Raw genomic sequence first — 16,119 nt, 5'->3', positions numbered from 1 at the left:
CACCCGCCCGCACCCCCCGTCGACCACATGACGGGGGGTGTGGTGCACCATGGGCGCCCAAACGCCCGTACGACCGAAAGGGACCCCATGACCCCCGCCCCCAAGCCCGAGATCCTGGCCGCGTTCGAGGCCGCGAAGGGCTTCATGCCGGTGGACGAGGGTCTGGCCCTGTACGCGGCGGCGGTCGAGGCCGGGCGGCTCGGCCTGCCCCTCCTGGAGGTCGGCACGTACTGCGGCCGCTCCACGATCCTGCTCGCCGACGCCGCCCGCGCGTCCGGCGTGACGGCCCTCACGGTCGACCACCACAGGGGCAGCGAGGAGCAGCAGCCGGGCTGGGAGTACCACGACCCGGAGACGGTCGACCCCGAGCTCGGCCTGATGGACACCCTCCCGACCTTCCGCCGGACGCTGCACAAGGCGGGCCTGGAGGACCATGTGATCGCCCTGGTCGGCCGTTCCCCGCAGGTCGCGAAGGTCTGGGGCACCCCCCTCGGCCTGGTCTTCATCGACGGCGGCCACACCGACGAGCACGCGACCGCCGACTACGAGGGCTGGGCCCCGCACGTCGCCGATGACGGCCTCCTGGTCATCCACGACGTGTTCCCGGACCCCGAGGACGAATTCACCGGCCAGGCCCCGTACCGCGTGTACCTGCGGGCCCTCGCGTCCGGGGCGTTCACCGAGGCGTCGGTGACCGGCTCGCTGCGGGTGCTGAAGCGGACGGGGACAGGCAGCTGAACTCCGGTGTGGCTCCGCCGTGGCCTTCCCGCGTCGGCCGCGGTCGGCCCGTAAGGTGTCAGGCGTGTCGTACGTAGGTCCGGACTTCGATCCTCACCAGCCCCGCCGAGGCCGCCGCCCCCGCGCCCTCACCGTCGCCGCCGCCGCGCTCGTGCCGGGGGCACTGCTCGGATGGGTGGTGTACGAGGCGGTGGGCGGCTCGGGCGAGAGCCCCAAGCAGCCGACGGGGGCGTCGTCGGCGTCGGGCGCCCTCACCACCCCCACGGACGGCTCCACCACGGACGACTCCCCCAAGGACCCGGCCGACGTGGACCCGCCCACGCCCACCGCGGACTCCACGTCCGGCTCCCTCAAGGGCAAGGTCGTCGTCATCGACCCGGGCCACAACCCGAACAACTTCCAGCACACGGCCGAGATCAACCGCAAGGTGAACATCGGCACGAACTGGAAGGAGTGCGACACCACGGGCACGTCCACCAACGACGGCTACACCGAGGCCAAGTTCACCCTCGACGTCGCCCACCGCATGCGCACCCTGCTGGAGAAGCAGGGCGCCACGGTCAAGTTCACCCAGGACGGCGACCGTTCATGGGGGCCCTGCGTCGACGAACGGGCCGAGATCGGCAACAAGGCGCACGCCGACGCCGTCGTCTCCATCCACGCCGACGGCGCGGGCGCCGGCCAACGCGGCTTCCACGTCATCCTCCCCGGCAAGGTCGACGAGGGCGCCGCGAACACCGGCCCCATCGTCACCCCCTCCCGCGATCTCGGCGAGCGCGTCGCCGGCTCCTTCGTCCGCGTCACGGGCAGCGCGCCCTCCAACTACGTCGGCGACGGCACCGGTCTCGTCACGCGTGAGGACCTCGGCGGTCTCAATCTGTCAACGGTTCCCAAGGTGTTCATCGAGTGCGGCAACATGCGCGATAGCAAGGACGCGGCGCTGCTCACCAGCGGCGCGTGGCGGCAGAAGACGGCGCAAGGGATCTCTGAGGGAATCGTGAGTTTCCTGCGGGGGTAATGGTCCACGGGCTGATCCCGGCGGACAGCCTCACCGGTCGGAAGATAGGGTCGTCCCTACGATGAGGGGCCACCCCCGCGCTTCACACCGGGGCCTTACGGCGACATGGTGACAGCGACGCCTCCAGCGATGCCGACGAAGACGACTGACGAAGGACCTGAAGTGAATATCCGCTCCCTCACTCGAGGCGACGGCGTGGTGATCGGAGCAGCGGTACTGCTGTTGATCGCGTCGTTCCTCGACCTCTACTCGATCGATGGGGCCCCTGACAGCGCCGAGTTCCCCAACTCCTGGGAGAGCGGCCCCGTCCTGATGGGGGTCGTCCTCGCGGGCATCATCGGGGCCGCGCTCGTCGTTGTCTCCCACGGCCTGCCGCAGGTTCCCAAGGTGGCCGGCCTCGACCTCGGCCAGTTCGGCACCGCCTTCACGGTCTTCGCCGCCTGGGCCGCGCTCGGCAACGTCTTCGACCCGCTGGGCGGTGGGGACAACGGCGACGGCGGTTCGACCATCACGATCGACGCCGGTATCGGTCTGATCCTCGCCCTCATCGCCACCCTGGTCATGGCGGCCGCCGCCATCGCCACCCCGCTCGTCCCCGCCCTCAAGGGTGCCCTCCTCCCGGCCCCCCGCCCTGCGGCCCCGCAGCCCTACGGCGGGCAGCCGCAGGGCGGTTACGGCTACCCGGGCGCCCAGCAGCCGCAGCCCGGCCAGCCCTACGGTGGGCAGCCGCAGCCGGGGCAGCCCTTCGGTGGTGGGCAGCCGCAGGCGCCGGCCCCGACTCCCGCCCCCGCCGGGGACTTCTCGCCGTTCTGGTTCGCCGTGCCCGTGCCGCGGCCGCTGTTCGGGGAGGACGGTTCGCCGACGCCGATCGCCGAACTGGCGCCCGGCACCTGGTACCTGGCCGTCGAGCAGCGTGGCGCCACCCTGGTCGCGCAGACGCAGGACGGTCGTCGTGGTGTGCTCCAGGACACCTCGGGTATTCAGCGCGGCTGAGCCGTGGCACAAGCCGTACGACGGCCCCTCACCCTTCCCGGTGAGGGGCCGTTGTCGTACAGTCGCAGCCGCGGAACTCAGCTGACGTACCGTCAGAAGGAGGCAGGCGCATGCGGCTCGGGCTCGCACTCGGGTACTGGGGGCGCGGCCCCTCCCCGGATCACATACCGCTCGCCCAGGAGGCCGAGCGGCTCGGCTATGACTCCGTCTGGACCGCCGAGTCCTGGGGGTCCGACGCCTTCACGCCCCTGACCTGGATCGCCGCCCAGACGTCGAGGATCCGGCTCGGGACCGCCGTCGCGCAGATGGCCGCCCGTTCGCCCACGACGACCGCCATGCACGCCCTCACCCTCGACCACCTCTCCGGTGGGCGGATGATGCTCGGGCTCGGGCTGTCGGGGCCGCAGGTGGTGGAGGGCTGGTACGGGCGGCCGTTCCCGAAGTCGCCGCTCACCGCGACACGGGAGTACGTGGATGTCGTACGGCAGGTTCTGAGGCGCGAAGCGCCCGTCGAAATCGACGGGCGCTTCCACTCCCACCCCTACCGCGGCCCCGACGGCACCGGCATCGGCAAGGCCCTCAAGTCGATCACCCATCCCCTCCGCCCCGACCTGCCCGTCCTCCTCGGCGCCGAGGGGCCCAAGAACGTCGCCCAGACCGTCCGGATCGCCGATGGCTGGCTGCCGTTGTACTGGTCGCCGAGCAGGCCCGAGGTGTACGGAGTCAGCGATCTTCCCCCCGGCTTCCTCGTCGCGCCCCTCGCCCGGGTCCACGTCTGTGACGACGTCTCCGAAGGGCTGCTCCCCGTCAAGGCCATGCTCGGGTTCTACATCGGGGGTATGGGGCACGCCGCCCGTAACTTCCACGCCGATCTCATGGGGCGCATGGGGTACGAGGCGGAAGCCCGGCGGATTCAGGAGCTGTTTCTCAGCGGTCGTAAGGAGGAGGCCGTGCTCGCCGTGCCGGATGCCTTCGCCGATGAGATCTCCCTGGTCGGGCCGCGTGAACGGATCGCCGAGCGGCTGGAGTTGTGGCGGAAGGGGCCGGTGACGGATCTGCTGGCGTTGGCTCCGGACCGGCGGTCGCTGAGGGTGTTGGCCGAGCTCAACGCGTAACAGGTCTCACCATTGGAAGATCGCCACCGGGTCCAGGGTCAGTTCCTGCGTCCGGTCGTTCCATGAGCGCACCAGGCCCAGACAGGTGGCGGGGAACTTCTCGTCCTCCGAGTAGGTGTCGACCGGGAATCGTCGGCGGACCCAGGGCTGTTCGCAGACGATCTTCACCTGGGCGGCCGTCGCGCCGGTGCCGTAGCGGGCGCGCAGGACGAAGTCGTCGCGGTCGGTGCGCTGGACGGTGAAGAGGCCGGAGACGGAGAGGTAGGTGCCGCCTCTGACGTCCGTCAGGGCGACGCCGTCCGTGGCGGCGGTGTCGCGCAGTTCGTCGGCGAGGGCCGCGGTGAGGGCGATGCGCTCCTTGACGAGGTCGGCGTCGACCACCCGGTCCTGTTCCCACAGCCTGTCCATGATCAGGCTGATGGTCTTCATCGGTGTGTTGACATCCTTGCGCTCCGTCTTGGTGGACGAGCCCGCCGACTGCTCCAGCTTGGCGCCGGCGCCCGGCAGCGTGCCGGTCACGCCCGCGCCGCGCTTGGCATTGACCTCCTCGGAGACCTGCACGTCCGATCTCGGTATGTGGAGGAGGTCGGCGACGTCCTTGACCTCCTCCTCGTCCAGGTAGAAGCACCGGCCGGAGACCGCGTGCCCGGGTCTGTTCCGCCGGCGCCAGGCCTTCACGAGGCGTCCCGCCCCGTACCAGAGCACGACGCCGCAGCAGACCGCCGTCGCGCACCAGAGGAGCACCGCCGGCCAGCGCATGCTCCACCACTGACTGTCAATGACACCCACGGATCTCCTTGAAAGCGTCGGAGAGCGATGACTTGTCGGCGTCGACCATGCGGCCGCCGGTCGCGCGAGCGGCCTTCTCCAGTGCCGCGGCGTCCGCCTCGCCGAAGTGGACGGGGAAGGTCGGCACCTCGCGCACATCCGCGCCCAACTTCTCGCGGCGGCGCAGGAACTCCTCGTAGGAAAGGCCCGCGTTGCTCTCGCCGTCCGTCATCAGCACGATGGAAACGGGTCGTTCGGGCGCCTCGCGGACGGCGTCCGCGGCGATGCGGTAGCCGTGGTCGAGGGCCGACCATACGGCGGTGGAGTCGGCGAAGGAGTCGGCGGCCACGGTCCTGGCGAGGGTCCGGAGGTCGCCGTCGCCGCGGACGGTGACCGTACGTTCCTGTAGGACCCGTCCGCCGAACCGTACGACGGTGAGGTGCTCGCCCCGGTAGAAGCCGGCGAACTTGCCGGTGGACGTGGCGTCGGCGCCGCTGAGGTCGGCGAAGGCGTCGCGCAGCTCGGCGATCCGCTCGCCGCGCATGGAGCCGGAGAAGTCGAGCAGGAACACCACCTGGTCGCTGGTGGGGCTCGCGGGATCGCCGTAGTCGGCGACGAGTCGCTCCACGATGGACAGGCGGTCGGGGAAGGACAGGGCGTTGCCGACCGGCGCGCGCAGGGGTGCGGCGGGGGTGATGTCCGGGTCGACCGGGCGGCGCCAGGTGTGCTGCATGAGCCGGCGCTGTACGTCGCCGCCCAGCAGCCAGTCGACGACCTTGCGGTACGCGGTCCGCTCGTCCGGGTCCAGGAGGAGGAGCGGGAAGTCGGACAGCACCATGCCGTCCTCGGGGTGGACGATCACGAGCGGCTCGCGCAGCTTGTCGCTCGCGTTGAGGGACAGCAGCTCCGACTCATGGGCGATCAGCGCGTCGGCCTCGCCCTGGTGGCCGGTGTAGGCGGCGATGAGGTCCCGTGAGCTGGCGGCGGTGAGGGTCTGGCCGGAGCGGAAGCCGCGCAACCGGTCGCAGGAGACGTCCTGTTCGCGCAGTGCGCTGCCGGTTCCGGCGGCCGCGGTGGCGACGCCGACGAGGGCGGCGCGCCCGGTGTCGCTGCGGCGCGGATCGGCCATCCCGAACCGTACGGTGCCGTCGGCGGCGGCGTCCGCGATGTCCGCCCAGGACAGCCGGCCGTCCGGCGAGGAGGCCCGCAGGGTGCCGGCGGTCTCGGGGGTGAGGCCGACGACCACGGGCGAGCGCATGATCGGCGTGGACTCCGGCCGCGCCGCCCGCTCGCCGCGCTCCTCCAGCCGTAGCAGATAGGAGCGGTCGGAGGCGGGCCAGGCGAGGTCGTACGACGTGCCGCGGGCGCCGGAGAGGTCGGCCGTCGCCCGGTAGTCCATGTCCAGTTCGACCCCGGTGTCGTCCTTGAGGTCGTCCAACAGCGGTTCCAGGTCGGCGAGTTCGGGGCTGGCGAGGACGCGCAGGGTCACCTCCTCGTCCCCCTGGGTGCAGGAGGTGAGGGCGGCGAGGAGGGCCAGAGTGAGGGCGGCGCCGAGATATCGCTTCATGGGGCGTCCAGCACGGGCGGTGGGCAGGAGCCGACGGAGTTGATGATCTCTTGCAGGACGTCCAGGTCGGGTTCGTACACCTTGGTCTCGTCGCGGTTCGGGGTGGGCACCTGGATGCCGTGCTCGCCCAGGTAGGCGTTGAGCTGGTCGCTGGTGCCGTCCTCGCCGGAGAAGCGGACGCGGAAGCCCAGCTCGATGGCGCGCTGGCGCAGCCGGGGGTCGTTCTCGATGACGTCGACCAGGCGGTCGCCCTTGTCGCTGAGGGAGATGAGCTGGGGCTCGGTGAGGGCGTACGGGCTGGGGTAGAGGAGCACGCGGTCGGTGTCCTGGCTGCCGTGCTTCTGCCGGTACTCGATCTGGTGGGCCAGATACTGGTGCTCGTAGATCAGGGAGATGGGCGCAATGCTCTCGCCGAGTGCGGAGAGATAGCTGTCGGCCTGTTCGTCGGCCCACATGCCCTGGAGGTCGATGAGGGGTTTGATCTTCCCGGCGACCTCCCGGGCCTCCTTCATCGCCTTGGTCTTGTCGGTCTGGCCCGCGCCGGGCGTGCTGTCCTCGTTCTTCACGAAGGCGAGGATGCTCAGGTAGGTGCCGGCGGAGTTGGACTCGCAGACGCTGGAGGTGCGGACGAGGACCCGGCCGCTGTTGCTGCGTCCGCCGCGGCGGTCGAAGCCGATGGCGTTCCAGGTGTCGGCGCGTTCCTCCGTCTCGTCCCCGTCCTGGTCACCCATGTCCTGGTCGACGCCGGTCTTTCCGTCGAGCAGGCCGATGAACTTGTGCATGTCGAGGTTGTAGTAGAGCGTCTTGCCGCCGCCGGGCGTGGGCTGCGCGGTGGCCACCCGCATCTTCTCCAGTGTCTCGGCGTAGGCCCGGAACGTGCCGAGCACCAGCGGCGTCACGAAGGGACGCACCGAGCGCACCGAGTGGTCCTGCCGGTCGAGGATCTGCTTGGCGGCGGGCTGGCCGGACGGGAAGACCGCGTCCATGCCCTTGAGGGACTGGGTGGCGATGCCGCGGGAGCCGAGCCGGTGGATGTCGACGCGCAGCCCGTGCTGCAGCAGGAGCCGCCGCACCTCGGGGTCTTTGAAGTAGTCGGACTTGGAGGCCATCCGGGCCTCGATGGTGGTGATGCGGTCGAACGGCCGCAGCGCGTTGCCCGTGACGAGCAGGGAGATCAGCCCGGCCAGGGCGAGGGGAAGGGCGACGAGGACGTGGATCGGTAAGCGTGCGCGGGGGCGGTTCCTGTCGCGGGTACGTAGGCGTGGTTCCTGTGAGACGTGCGGTCTGTCTGCTTCGGACACCGGCTCTCCTGACCCTTTCCGGGAGGAGGATCGTCGGTGACCATCTTGACCACTGAACGACTTTACGGGGAACGCCAGTTGAATGTGACGCCCCGTTCCGGCCCCGATCGCGAGGTTTCGGTCATGCCGCCGGGGCTACTCGCAGGGCATGTCCCCTCGATATCGCAACGGTGCCAATCAGGCCGGCACGGTCATAGCGATCGTCGCCGACGTCATGGCCCTCGTCCTGGGCCTCTGGATCCTGATGTACCTGCTGGACGCCAACCGCGCGAACGAGTTCGTGCAGTTCGTCCATGACGTGGCCCGCTGGCTGGCGGGCTGGTCGCACGATCTCTTCACGTTCGACGAGGAGTGGGCGAGGGTCGTGGCGGGCTATGGCCTGGCCGCGGTCGTGTACCTGTTCGTGGGCCATGCCATCGCCAATCGGGTCCACCGCCACTGACCCGTCTCCCTCAGGGGCAGCAGTCCGGGTCCAGCCCCCTGGGCAGCTGCTCCCCGCCGAACACCGCACAGGTCGCCTCATGCCCGCCCAGCGCCGCGACGGCCAGCAACAGCGACCCGGCGGTCCAGGTGGTCAGCTCCCGCGGCCAGATCGCGTCGTCGTCGAAGACGTACCCGGTCCAGTACAGGCCGCTGTCGGCGTCCCGCAGGTGCTGGATGGACTGGAGGATCTCCAGCGCCCGGTCGGACTCGCCCATCGCCCACAGGGCCAGGGCGAGTTCGGCGGACTCGCCGCCCGTCACCCACGGATTGGGTACGACACACCGCACCCCGAGCCCGGGCACGACGAACCGCTCCCAGCCCTCCTCCATCCGGGCCTTGGCCTCCGCGTCGGTCAACGCCCCGCCAAGCACCGGGTAGTACCAGTCCATGGAGTACCGGTCCTTGTCCAGGAACCGCTCCGGATGCCGCCGGATCGCATGCCGCAGGGCGCCCGCCGCCAACTCCCAGTCGGGCTGCGGCTCTTCCCGCTGCTCGGCGATGGCCAGGGCGCAGCGCAGGGCGTGATGGATGGACGACGAGCCGGTCAGCAGCGCGTCGGCCGTGGCCGTGCCGTCGTCGTCCCGCCGCCAGCCGATCTGCCCGCCCGGCTGCTGGAGTCGGAGCACGAACTCGACGGCCGCGTACACGGACGGCCAGATGCGGTCGAGGAAGGTGTCGTCGCCGGTGGAGAGGTAGTGGTGCCAGACGCCTACGGCTATGTAGGCGACGAAGTTGGTCTCGCGCCCGGTGTCGGTGACGTCGTCGTGGGCGCCGTCCGCGTAGGCCGCGTACCAGGAGCCGTCCTCGTTCTGATGCGTCGCCAGCCAGTCGTACGCCCGCTCGGCGGCGGCGTGTTCACCGGCCGCGTCCAGCGCCATGGCCGCCTCGATGTGGTCCCACGGGTCGAGGTGGTGCCCGCGGAACCACGGGATGGCCCCGTCCTCCCGCTGTACGGCGAGCAGTCCGGCCACGGTCCCGGCAGCCTGCTCGGCGGTGAGGACCCCGGGCAGGACGAGGTGTTCTGTCCGGGGGGTGGTCACCGGGCGTCCACCGCCGGGAGGTGGGGCTTGGTCGCGTAGGCCACGAAGCTCTTGCCGATCAGGGGGTTGAGTGCCTGTTCGGCGACCCTCGTCGCCAGCGGCTTCTTCATGATGTCCCAGACCAGGAGCTTGTGGTACGCCTTCACCGGCAGCGCCTTGTCGTTGTCGACGCCGAACGCGCACTTCAGCCACCAGTACGGGGAGTGCAGGGCGTGGGCGTGATGGGTGCCGTACGGCTTCAGCCCGGCCTCCCTGATCTTCGCCAGCAACTCGTCCGCCTTGTAGATGCGGATGTGGCCGCCCTCGACCTCGTGGTAGGCGTCGGACAGCGCCCAGCACACCTTCTCGGGGCCGTAGCGCGGGACGGTGATGGCGATACGGCCGCCGGGCCTGAGGACCCGCACCATCTCGGCGAGTACGCCCTTGTCGTCCGGGATGTGCTCCATGACCTCGGAGATGATGACGACGTCGAAGGACTCGTCGGGAAAGGGCAGCGCGAGCGCGTCACCCTCCATGGCCGTCGCGGTGGCCCCCTCCGGCGCCTCCCCCGCCTCCTTCATCGCCGCGAACCACTTCGCGACCTCACGGATCTCCTCGCCGTTCTGATCCAGCGCCACGACCTGGGCCCCACGCCGATAACACTCGAACGCGTGCCGCCCGGCACCACAGCCGAGATCCAGCACACGGTCGCCCGGGGCGAGCGGGAACCGGGAGAAGTCGACGGTCAGCACGTGGGCCTGCTTTCGCGGTCGGGGTGGGAGGGGGGAGAGGAGGGAGGGGCGGGGTGGCCGGTAGGGGTGGGACGGGTGGTCACTGGGCGGCCTTGGTCAAGCGGGCGGGCTCGTCGGAGCTGGGCTCGATCACCGTTGCCGTGGCCGCGGGGCGGCCGGGTGGCTGGGGCGCGGAGCGGTTGGTGCTCGGCGCGGAGCGGCCCGGCTTGCCGTCGCCGACCGCGGAGCGGGCGATTGCCTCGCGGTAGCGGGCCACCGTGCCCTCCGCGGCTTTCGCCCAGGTGAAGTTGCGTAGGACGCGGTCACGCCCCGCTGCTCCCAGACGGTCGCGGAGTTCCGCGTCGCCCAGCAGGCGGCTCAGGCCCGCGGCCAGCGCCCCGGGGTCCCCCGGCGGCACCGCCAGGCATGTCTCGCCGTCCCGGCCGGCGACCTCGGGGATCGCCCCGCCGGTCGTGGCGACCAGCGGCGTGCCTGTGGCCATGGCCTCGGCGGCCGGCAGGGAGAAGCCCTCGTAGAGCGACGGCACGCAGGCGACCTCCGCCGAGCGGACCAGGTCGACGAGTTCGGCGTCGGAGATGCCCTTGACGAAGTCGACGGCGCCTTCGAGGCCGTAGCGCTCCATGGCCTGCGCGACCGGGCCCTCCTCGGGCCGCTTGCCGACGACGACGAGGTGGGCGTCGGGGTGCTCGGTGCGGACCTTGGCCAGCGCCTCGACCAGGAACACCAGGCCCTTGAGCGGGACATCGGCGCTGGAGGTCGTGACGATCCGGCCGGGGATCCGCCGTACGGACGGATCCGGCGAGAAAAGGTCCGTGTCGGCGCCGATGTGCACGACGTGGATACGGTCCTGCCGTACGCCGAGATGGTCGACGATCTCCGCGCGGGAGGTGCCCGACACGGTCAGTACCGACGGCAGACGGCGTGCCACCCGCTTCTGCATGCGGGTGAAGGCGTACCAGCGGCGCACCGACATCCGTCGCCGCCGGCCCTCCGCCGCGTCCAGCTCCAACTGCCGGTCGACGGTGATGGGGTGGTGGATGGTGGTGACGAGGGGCGCGCCGACGTCGCCCAACAGCCCGTACCCCAGGGTCTGGTTGTCGTGCACGACGTCGAACTCGCCGCGCCGGGCGCGCAGCAGGCGGCGGGCGCGGAGCGAGAAGGTGAGCGGCTCGGGGAAGCCGCCGGTCCACATGGTCCCCACTTCCAGCGCGTCGATCCAGTCGCGGTACTCGTCGCGTCCGGGTGTGCGGAAGGGGTCGGGCTGGCGGTAGAGGTCGAGGCTGGGGAGCTCGGTGAGGGTGAGCCGGCCCGCGTACTCCGCGTCCTCGTCGAGGACGGGGTAGGGCTGGGAGCCGATCACCTCGACGCGGTGGCCGAGGCGGGCCAGTTCGCGGGAGAGGTGCCTTACATAGACACCTTGGCCGCCGCAGAACGGGTTCCCTTTATAGGTGAGAAGCGCGATGTCGAGCGGTCGCTCGCCGTCGGCGGCAAGGTCCTCGGGGGACCCGGCCTCCCTGGCCCCAGCGGTCACTCCGGACCCCCTTCTCCCTGCTCTTCCCGCGAGACTACGCCGGGACGCTAATCTAGAACAAGTTTCAGACTTGATCGTTCAAGAGGCTCTGAATCTACCGGCAGGTAGCGCCGCTGTGAGCGATGGATCAGGTGATTCACGCCACGGCCGAGGCCCTGGCATGCTCTGTCCGGTCACTCACCCTCACCGACTGTCACGGAACGGGATCCATGCCTGCGGAAGTCAGTAGCGCGAGCCCCGCCTCACCGCCCCTCACGGAGCGACAGGAGGCCCGGCGCCGGCGCATCCTGCACGCCAGCGCGCAGCTCGCCAGCCGGGGCGGCTTCGACGCCGTACAGATGCGGGAGGTCGCGGAGTCCTCGCAGGTGGCGCTGGGCACGCTGTACCGCTACTTCCCGTCCAAGGTGCATCTGCTGGTCGCCACGATGCAGGACCAGTTGGAGCACATGCACGGCACACTCCGGAAGAAGCCGCCGCAGGGGGAGAGCGCGGCCGAGCGGGTCGCGGAGACCCTGATGCGGGCCTTCCGCGCCCTGCAGCGCGAGCCGCACCTGGCCGACGCCATGGTCCGCGCCCTGACCTTCGCCGACCGCAGCGTCTCCCCCGAGGTCGACCAGGTCTCCCGCCAGACCACGGTGATCATCCTGGACGCGATGGGCCTGGAGAACCCGACCCCCGAGCAGCTCTCCGCCGTCCGCGTCATCGAGCACACCTGGCACTCGGCCCTGATCACCTGGCTGTCGGGCCGCGCCTCGATCGCCCAGGTGAAGATCGACATCGAGACGGTGTGCCGGCTCATCGACCTGACGAGCCCGGAGACGCACGAATAGGCACAGGTAGGACCTACGAGACGGGTTCCCTGCGCCGGTATTGTCCGGATCAGGTTATGGGGGTCGCCATCCGGCCCGACTACTGCCTTCTGGCCTCTCAGCCCGGACCGTCGACGTCGGCCCCAGCGGAAGCCGTCTGCTTCTCGCCAGAGTCGGCTACTCCGGTTCGAACTCCCTCACTCGTCCCGTAGGCCGACTTCCAGAATAGAACAGTTAGCCGGAAATGAACCCCCCGGAAGGGTACTTTTCCGGCACTATTCCTCCGGCGGAAACACCGGCTCCCCGCTCCCCAGCAGCGTGATCACGATCGCCTCCACCGGACAGCTCTCCGCCGCCGCGAGGATCCGCTCGTTCGCGTCGGTCTCCGGGTCGGCCGGATGGGACTGACGGCCGCTGTCGAGGTGGAAGTGACCGGCTGCGTGGTGGACACACTGCGCCGAGCCGATGCACACCGACCGGTCGACCTCGACATGCCAGCGGTCACCCATGTCCCCTCACGCCTCCCAGCCGGCCGGCAGATGGATCATCTTGTGCTCCAGATACTCGCCGAAGCCCTCCGGCCCGAACTCCCTCCCCAGCCCCGAGTCCTTGTAGCCGCCGAACGGGCCGAGCATGTCCAGGCTGAAGGTGTTCACCGAGTACGTACCGGTACGGACCTGCCGTGCGACCTCGATGCCGTGCGCGGTGTCGGCCGTCCAGACGCTGCCGCTGAGGCCGTAGTCGGAGTCGTTGGCGATCTTCAGGGCCTCGGACTCGTCGCCGTAGGGGAGGAGGCAGATCACGGGCCCGAAGATCTCCTCGCGGGCGATCCGCATGGAGTTGTCGACGTCCCCGAAGAGCGTCGGCTCGACGTACCAGCCGCGCTCCAGCCCGCGCGGCCGCCCGCCGCCCGTCAGGATCTTCGCGCCCTCCTCCTGTCCGATCCGGATGTAGTCGAGGTTCCTGCGCTGCTGCCGTTCCGCCACCAGCGGCCCCACCTGGGTCGCCGCGTCCAGCGGGTCGCCGACCACCAGCGCACCGGCCGCCGCGGCGAAGGCCTCGGCGAACTCGTCGTAGCGGGAGCGCGGGAGCAGGATGCGGGTCTGGGCCACGCACGCCTGGCCGTTGTTCATCCAGGCCGCCGGGACGACACCGGCGACGGTCGCCTCGACGTCCGCGTCCGGCAGGACGACGGCCGCCGACTTGCCGCCCAACTCCAGTGTCACGCGGGTGAGATTGCGGGCGGCGACCTCCATGACGCGCTTGCCCGCGGCGACGGAACCGGTGAAGGAGACCTTGTCGATGGACGGGTGCCCGACGAGATACTCACTCACCTCACGGTCCGCCGGGAGGATGGAGAGAACCCCCTCCGGCAGCCCCGCGTCCTTCGCTATCTCGGCGAGGAGATAGGCGTCGAGCGGTGACTCCGGGGACGGCTTCAGCACCACCGTGCAGCCGGTGAGCAGGGCGGGTGCGAGTTTGGCGGCGGCGACGAACTGCGGGACGTTCCAGGGGACGACGGCCGCGACGACGCCGACCGGCTCGCGCCGCACGAGGATCTTGCCGAGGACGCCGTCGCGGGTCTCCTCGTAGGTGAAGTTCCGCGCGACCGTGATCGCCGCGTCCCACACCATCATCGCGCCGAGGGCCTGGGCGAGGACGCTCCAGGAGTACGGGGACCCGTTCTCGGAGGAGATGACGCGGGCGATCTCCTCGTGTCGTACGGCGATTCCGTCCTTGATACGGGTGACGACCTCGATGCGCTCGTCGAGGCTCATCCGCGGCCAGGGTCCCTCGTCGAACGCCTTGCGCGCCACCGCGACCGCCCGGTCGACGTCGGCCGGCGAGGCGTGCGGGACGCGTCCGATGACCTCTTCCGTGTGCGGCGAGATCACCTCGATGACGTCCTTGCCCAGGGGGTCGGTCAACTCCCCGCCGATGAACAGCTGTCCGTGTTCCACGAGCTCGGTCATGGCCGACTGCCTCCCCTGAGCATGCTTTCTGACGGTCCATCAGCTTCTTGGCTACACGGAACTGATACCAGTTCCACCCGACGGAGTCCACGGAACGCACATCACTTCGCGCCTACCCTGATCAAGTGAGGATGACGAATGATCACCGCCGACGCCTGCGCGCCTGGGCGGTGTTCGGGACGGCCATGACGACGGCGGCCTGCGGCGCCGCATGGATGGTCTCGGCCTGGGAGGACGTCAGCCGCGGCAACGGGGTGTCCGTTCAGCGGGAGACGAAGAGTCCCGAGGAGATCCGGGAGTACTGGACCTCCGAGCGCGTCCGGCGGGCCGAGCCCGCCGAGATGCCGGTCTGGGTTCCGTGCGAGCACTTCCCGCACTCTCTCGCCCCGCGCTGTTGGTAGATGACTCGGGCTCCCATCGAAACCCGTTCTAGTTATAGTGACGGTGTTCTTCACGGCCGAAGCTTGTCGCGGCGATTGGGGAGTCCATGGCGACGGTGTACGACCACGGCGGCGGCGTGCGGTCCATCCAGGTCCCGATCCCCGACAACCCCCTCGGCCACACCCTGGTGTACGTCGTCGACACCGACCGGGGCCCGGTGCTGGTCGACACCGGCTGGGACGACCCGGCGTCCTGGGACACCCTCGCCGAGGGCCTGGCGGCCTGCGGCACCGCACCCTCCGAGGTCCACGGGGTGGTGATCACCCACCACCACCCCGACCACCACGGCCTGTCGGGCCGGGTCCGTGAGGCCTCCGGCGCCTGGATCGCCATGCACGCGGCGGACGCGGCGATCGTACGGCGCACCCGCTCGACCCGCCCCGAGCGCTGGTTCTCCTACATGGCGGCCAAACTCACGGCGGCCGGCGCCCCCGAGGCCCATATCGCCCCCCTGCGCACGGCCCGCCGCCCCAGCACCCTGCCCGGCTTCACCCCCGCCGACCCCGACCGCGAGATAGTCCCCGGCGAACTCCTCGACCTCCCCGGCCGCCGCCTGCGCGCGATCTGGACCCCCGGTCACACACCGGGTCACGTCTGCCTGCACCTGGAGGAGGACCACCCGGCCCAACTCCCCGGCCAGGGCCGCCTGTTCTCCGGCGACCACCTTCTCCCCGAGATCACCCCGCACATCGGCCTGTACGAGGACCCCGACGACACGACCGTCACCGACCCGCTCGGCGACTACCTCGCCTCCCTCGAACGCGTCGCCCGCCTCACCCCCGCCGAGGTCCTCCCGGCCCACCAGCACACCTTCACCGACGCCCCCGCCCGCGTACGGCAGTTGCTGACCCACCACGAGTCCCGCCTCACCGACCTCCACTCCCTCCTCGCCACTCCACTCACCCCTTGGCAACTGGCCGAACTCATGGAGTGGAACCGCCCCTGGGACCAGATCCCGTACGGCTCCCGGAACATCGCGATCGCCGAGGCGGAGGCCCATCTGCGACGGCTGGTGAAACTGGGGAGGGCGGAGGCGGTGGCGGGGAGCGAGCCGGTGACGTACGTGGCCGTATAAAGATCGCCATGAACTCCGTGGATCCATTGAGTCCCCTCGACCGGCTCCTCGCCGAGCGCGCCTGCGAGCGCGTCGTCCTCGACTTCGTCCACCGTCTCGACCTCGGTGAACCCTCGTCCGTCGCCGAGCTCTTCACCGAGGACGGCATATGGGAGTGGCCGCCTCCGGGGGACGGGCGGCGGTCCGAGGGACGGGAGGCGCTGCGGGCGTACTTCGGCGCCCGGCCGCCGGACAAGCTGTCGCGGCGGATCATGTCCAACATCCGCGTCACGGTGACCGCCCCGGACACGGCCGAGTCCACGTCGTACTTCACGACGTACCGCATCGAGGGCTGGTCGGGCGCCATGGTGCCCGCCGGCCCGCCCGTCCAGGTCGGCCACTACCAGGACACCTTCCGCCGCGTCGACGGCCACTGGCTCCTCACCTCCCGAACCCTGCACCTGCCCTTCGCCGGGCCCACCCCACGGGTCGGCGACTAGGTGTGCAACTGACGGAGGCCTATGACAGTGGGTTCTGGGCTTTCTGCCGGAGTCGTT

Annotated in this window: 17 protein-coding genes; 9 read left to right on the top strand and 8 right to left on the bottom strand. The window is 70.4% G+C overall.

Features of this window, described 5'->3' with window-relative positions; translation table 11 throughout:
• The first annotated feature begins 87 nt into the window (after nucleotides 1-87).
• From IE325_RS34440 to IE325_RS34425, 4 genes are all read left to right on the top strand, one after another.
• Complete coding sequence (locus IE325_RS34440) at nucleotides 88-738, top strand: class I SAM-dependent methyltransferase (protein ID WP_190074056.1); 651 nt, start codon at nucleotides 88-90, stop codon at nucleotides 736-738.
• 64 nt (nucleotides 739-802) lie between these two features.
• On the top strand, nucleotides 803-1,756 hold the full coding sequence (locus tag IE325_RS34435; RefSeq protein WP_190074055.1) for an N-acetylmuramoyl-L-alanine amidase: 954 nt from the start codon (nucleotides 803-805) through the stop codon (nucleotides 1,754-1,756).
• A gap of 162 nt (nucleotides 1,757-1,918) precedes the next feature.
• Nucleotides 1,919-2,749 (top strand): DUF5336 domain-containing protein, encoded by an 831-nt coding sequence (locus IE325_RS34430; protein WP_190074054.1) that lies wholly within the window; start codon nucleotides 1,919-1,921, stop codon nucleotides 2,747-2,749.
• A gap of 110 nt (nucleotides 2,750-2,859) precedes the next feature.
• Nucleotides 2,860-3,864, top strand: a complete 1,005-nt coding sequence (locus IE325_RS34425) for an LLM class F420-dependent oxidoreductase (RefSeq protein WP_190074053.1) — start codon at nucleotides 2,860-2,862, stop codon at nucleotides 3,862-3,864.
• Between the two features lie 6 nt (nucleotides 3,865-3,870).
• Here IE325_RS34425 and IE325_RS34420 read toward each other — a convergent pair whose 3' ends face one another.
• The 3 genes from IE325_RS34420 to IE325_RS34410 are packed head-to-tail and all read right to left on the bottom strand — an operon-like array spanning nucleotide 3,871 to nucleotide 7,500.
• Complete coding sequence (locus IE325_RS34420; protein WP_190074052.1) at nucleotides 3,871-4,653, bottom strand: hypothetical protein; 783 nt, start codon at nucleotides 4,651-4,653, stop codon at nucleotides 3,871-3,873.
• Nucleotides 4,640-6,199 (bottom strand): substrate-binding and vWA domain-containing protein, encoded by a 1,560-nt coding sequence (locus IE325_RS34415; RefSeq protein WP_190074051.1) that lies wholly within the window; start codon nucleotides 6,197-6,199, stop codon nucleotides 4,640-4,642. The genes IE325_RS34420 and IE325_RS34415 overlap by 14 nt, the downstream gene beginning before the upstream one ends.
• Nucleotides 6,196-7,500, bottom strand: coding sequence for a hypothetical protein (locus tag IE325_RS34410; protein ID WP_190074050.1), 1,305 nt, complete (start codon nucleotides 7,498-7,500; stop codon nucleotides 6,196-6,198). The genes IE325_RS34415 and IE325_RS34410 overlap by 4 nt, the downstream gene beginning before the upstream one ends.
• Nucleotides 7,501-7,648: 148 nt before the next feature.
• Between IE325_RS34410 and IE325_RS34405 the strand changes: the two genes are divergently transcribed.
• A complete protein-coding gene (locus IE325_RS34405) occupies nucleotides 7,649-7,942 on the top strand; it encodes a hypothetical protein (RefSeq protein WP_190074049.1) in 294 nt (97 codons plus the stop codon).
• A 10-nt stretch (nucleotides 7,943-7,952) separates the two neighbouring features.
• Here the strand turns inward: IE325_RS34405 and IE325_RS34400 are convergent, their stop codons facing one another.
• The 3 genes from IE325_RS34400 to IE325_RS34390 form a co-directional block, all read right to left on the bottom strand.
• On the bottom strand, nucleotides 7,953-9,023 hold the full coding sequence (locus tag IE325_RS34400; RefSeq protein ID WP_190074048.1) for a prenyltransferase/squalene oxidase repeat-containing protein: 1,071 nt from the start codon (nucleotides 9,021-9,023) through the stop codon (nucleotides 7,953-7,955).
• The gene (locus tag IE325_RS34395; RefSeq protein WP_190074047.1) at nucleotides 9,020-9,754 is read right to left on the bottom strand and encodes a class I SAM-dependent methyltransferase; all 735 of its coding nucleotides are present in this window, start codon (nucleotides 9,752-9,754) and stop codon (nucleotides 9,020-9,022) included. The genes IE325_RS34400 and IE325_RS34395 overlap by 4 nt, the downstream gene beginning before the upstream one ends.
• 79 nt (nucleotides 9,755-9,833) lie before the next feature.
• Nucleotides 9,834-11,285, bottom strand: coding sequence for a glycosyltransferase family 4 protein (locus tag IE325_RS34390; protein ID WP_190074046.1), 1,452 nt, complete (start codon nucleotides 11,283-11,285; stop codon nucleotides 9,834-9,836).
• A gap of 209 nt (nucleotides 11,286-11,494) precedes the next feature.
• On the opposite strand from IE325_RS34390, the gene IE325_RS34385 reads away from it, so the two are divergent.
• Nucleotides 11,495-12,115, top strand: a complete 621-nt coding sequence (locus tag IE325_RS34385) for a TetR family transcriptional regulator (RefSeq protein WP_190074045.1) — start codon at nucleotides 11,495-11,497, stop codon at nucleotides 12,113-12,115.
• A gap of 254 nt (nucleotides 12,116-12,369) precedes the next feature.
• Here IE325_RS34385 and IE325_RS34380 read toward each other — a convergent pair whose 3' ends face one another.
• On the bottom strand, nucleotides 12,370-12,603 hold the full coding sequence (locus IE325_RS34380) for a ferredoxin (protein WP_190074044.1): 234 nt from the start codon (nucleotides 12,601-12,603) through the stop codon (nucleotides 12,370-12,372).
• Nucleotides 12,604-12,609: 6 nt separating this feature from the next.
• Nucleotides 12,610-14,067: an aldehyde dehydrogenase gene (locus tag IE325_RS34375; RefSeq protein WP_190074043.1), complete on the bottom strand. Its 1,458-nt coding sequence runs from the start codon at nucleotides 14,065-14,067 to the stop codon at nucleotides 12,610-12,612.
• A gap of 125 nt (nucleotides 14,068-14,192) precedes the next feature.
• Between IE325_RS34375 and IE325_RS34370 the strand changes: the two genes are divergently transcribed.
• From IE325_RS34370 to IE325_RS34360, 3 genes are all read left to right on the top strand, one after another.
• Nucleotides 14,193-14,468: a hypothetical protein gene (locus tag IE325_RS34370; protein WP_190074042.1), complete on the top strand. Its 276-nt coding sequence runs from the start codon at nucleotides 14,193-14,195 to the stop codon at nucleotides 14,466-14,468.
• A gap of 86 nt (nucleotides 14,469-14,554) precedes the next feature.
• A complete protein-coding gene (locus IE325_RS34365; RefSeq protein WP_190074041.1) occupies nucleotides 14,555-15,583 on the top strand; it encodes a Strvi_7410 family MBL fold metallo-hydrolase in 1,029 nt (342 codons plus the stop codon).
• A gap of 8 nt (nucleotides 15,584-15,591) precedes the next feature.
• Nucleotides 15,592-16,062, top strand: a complete 471-nt coding sequence (locus tag IE325_RS34360; RefSeq protein ID WP_190074040.1) for a nuclear transport factor 2 family protein — start codon at nucleotides 15,592-15,594, stop codon at nucleotides 16,060-16,062.
• Nucleotides 16,063-16,119: the final 57 nt, after the last annotated feature.

The sequence above is a fragment of the Streptomyces lanatus genome, from assembly GCF_014655715.1.
GTDB classification, from domain to species: domain Bacteria; phylum Actinomycetota; class Actinomycetes; order Streptomycetales; family Streptomycetaceae; genus Streptomyces; species Streptomyces lanatus.
Note: the sequence above shows the minus strand (reverse complement) of the source record. Positions and strands in the feature narration are given on the sequence as shown.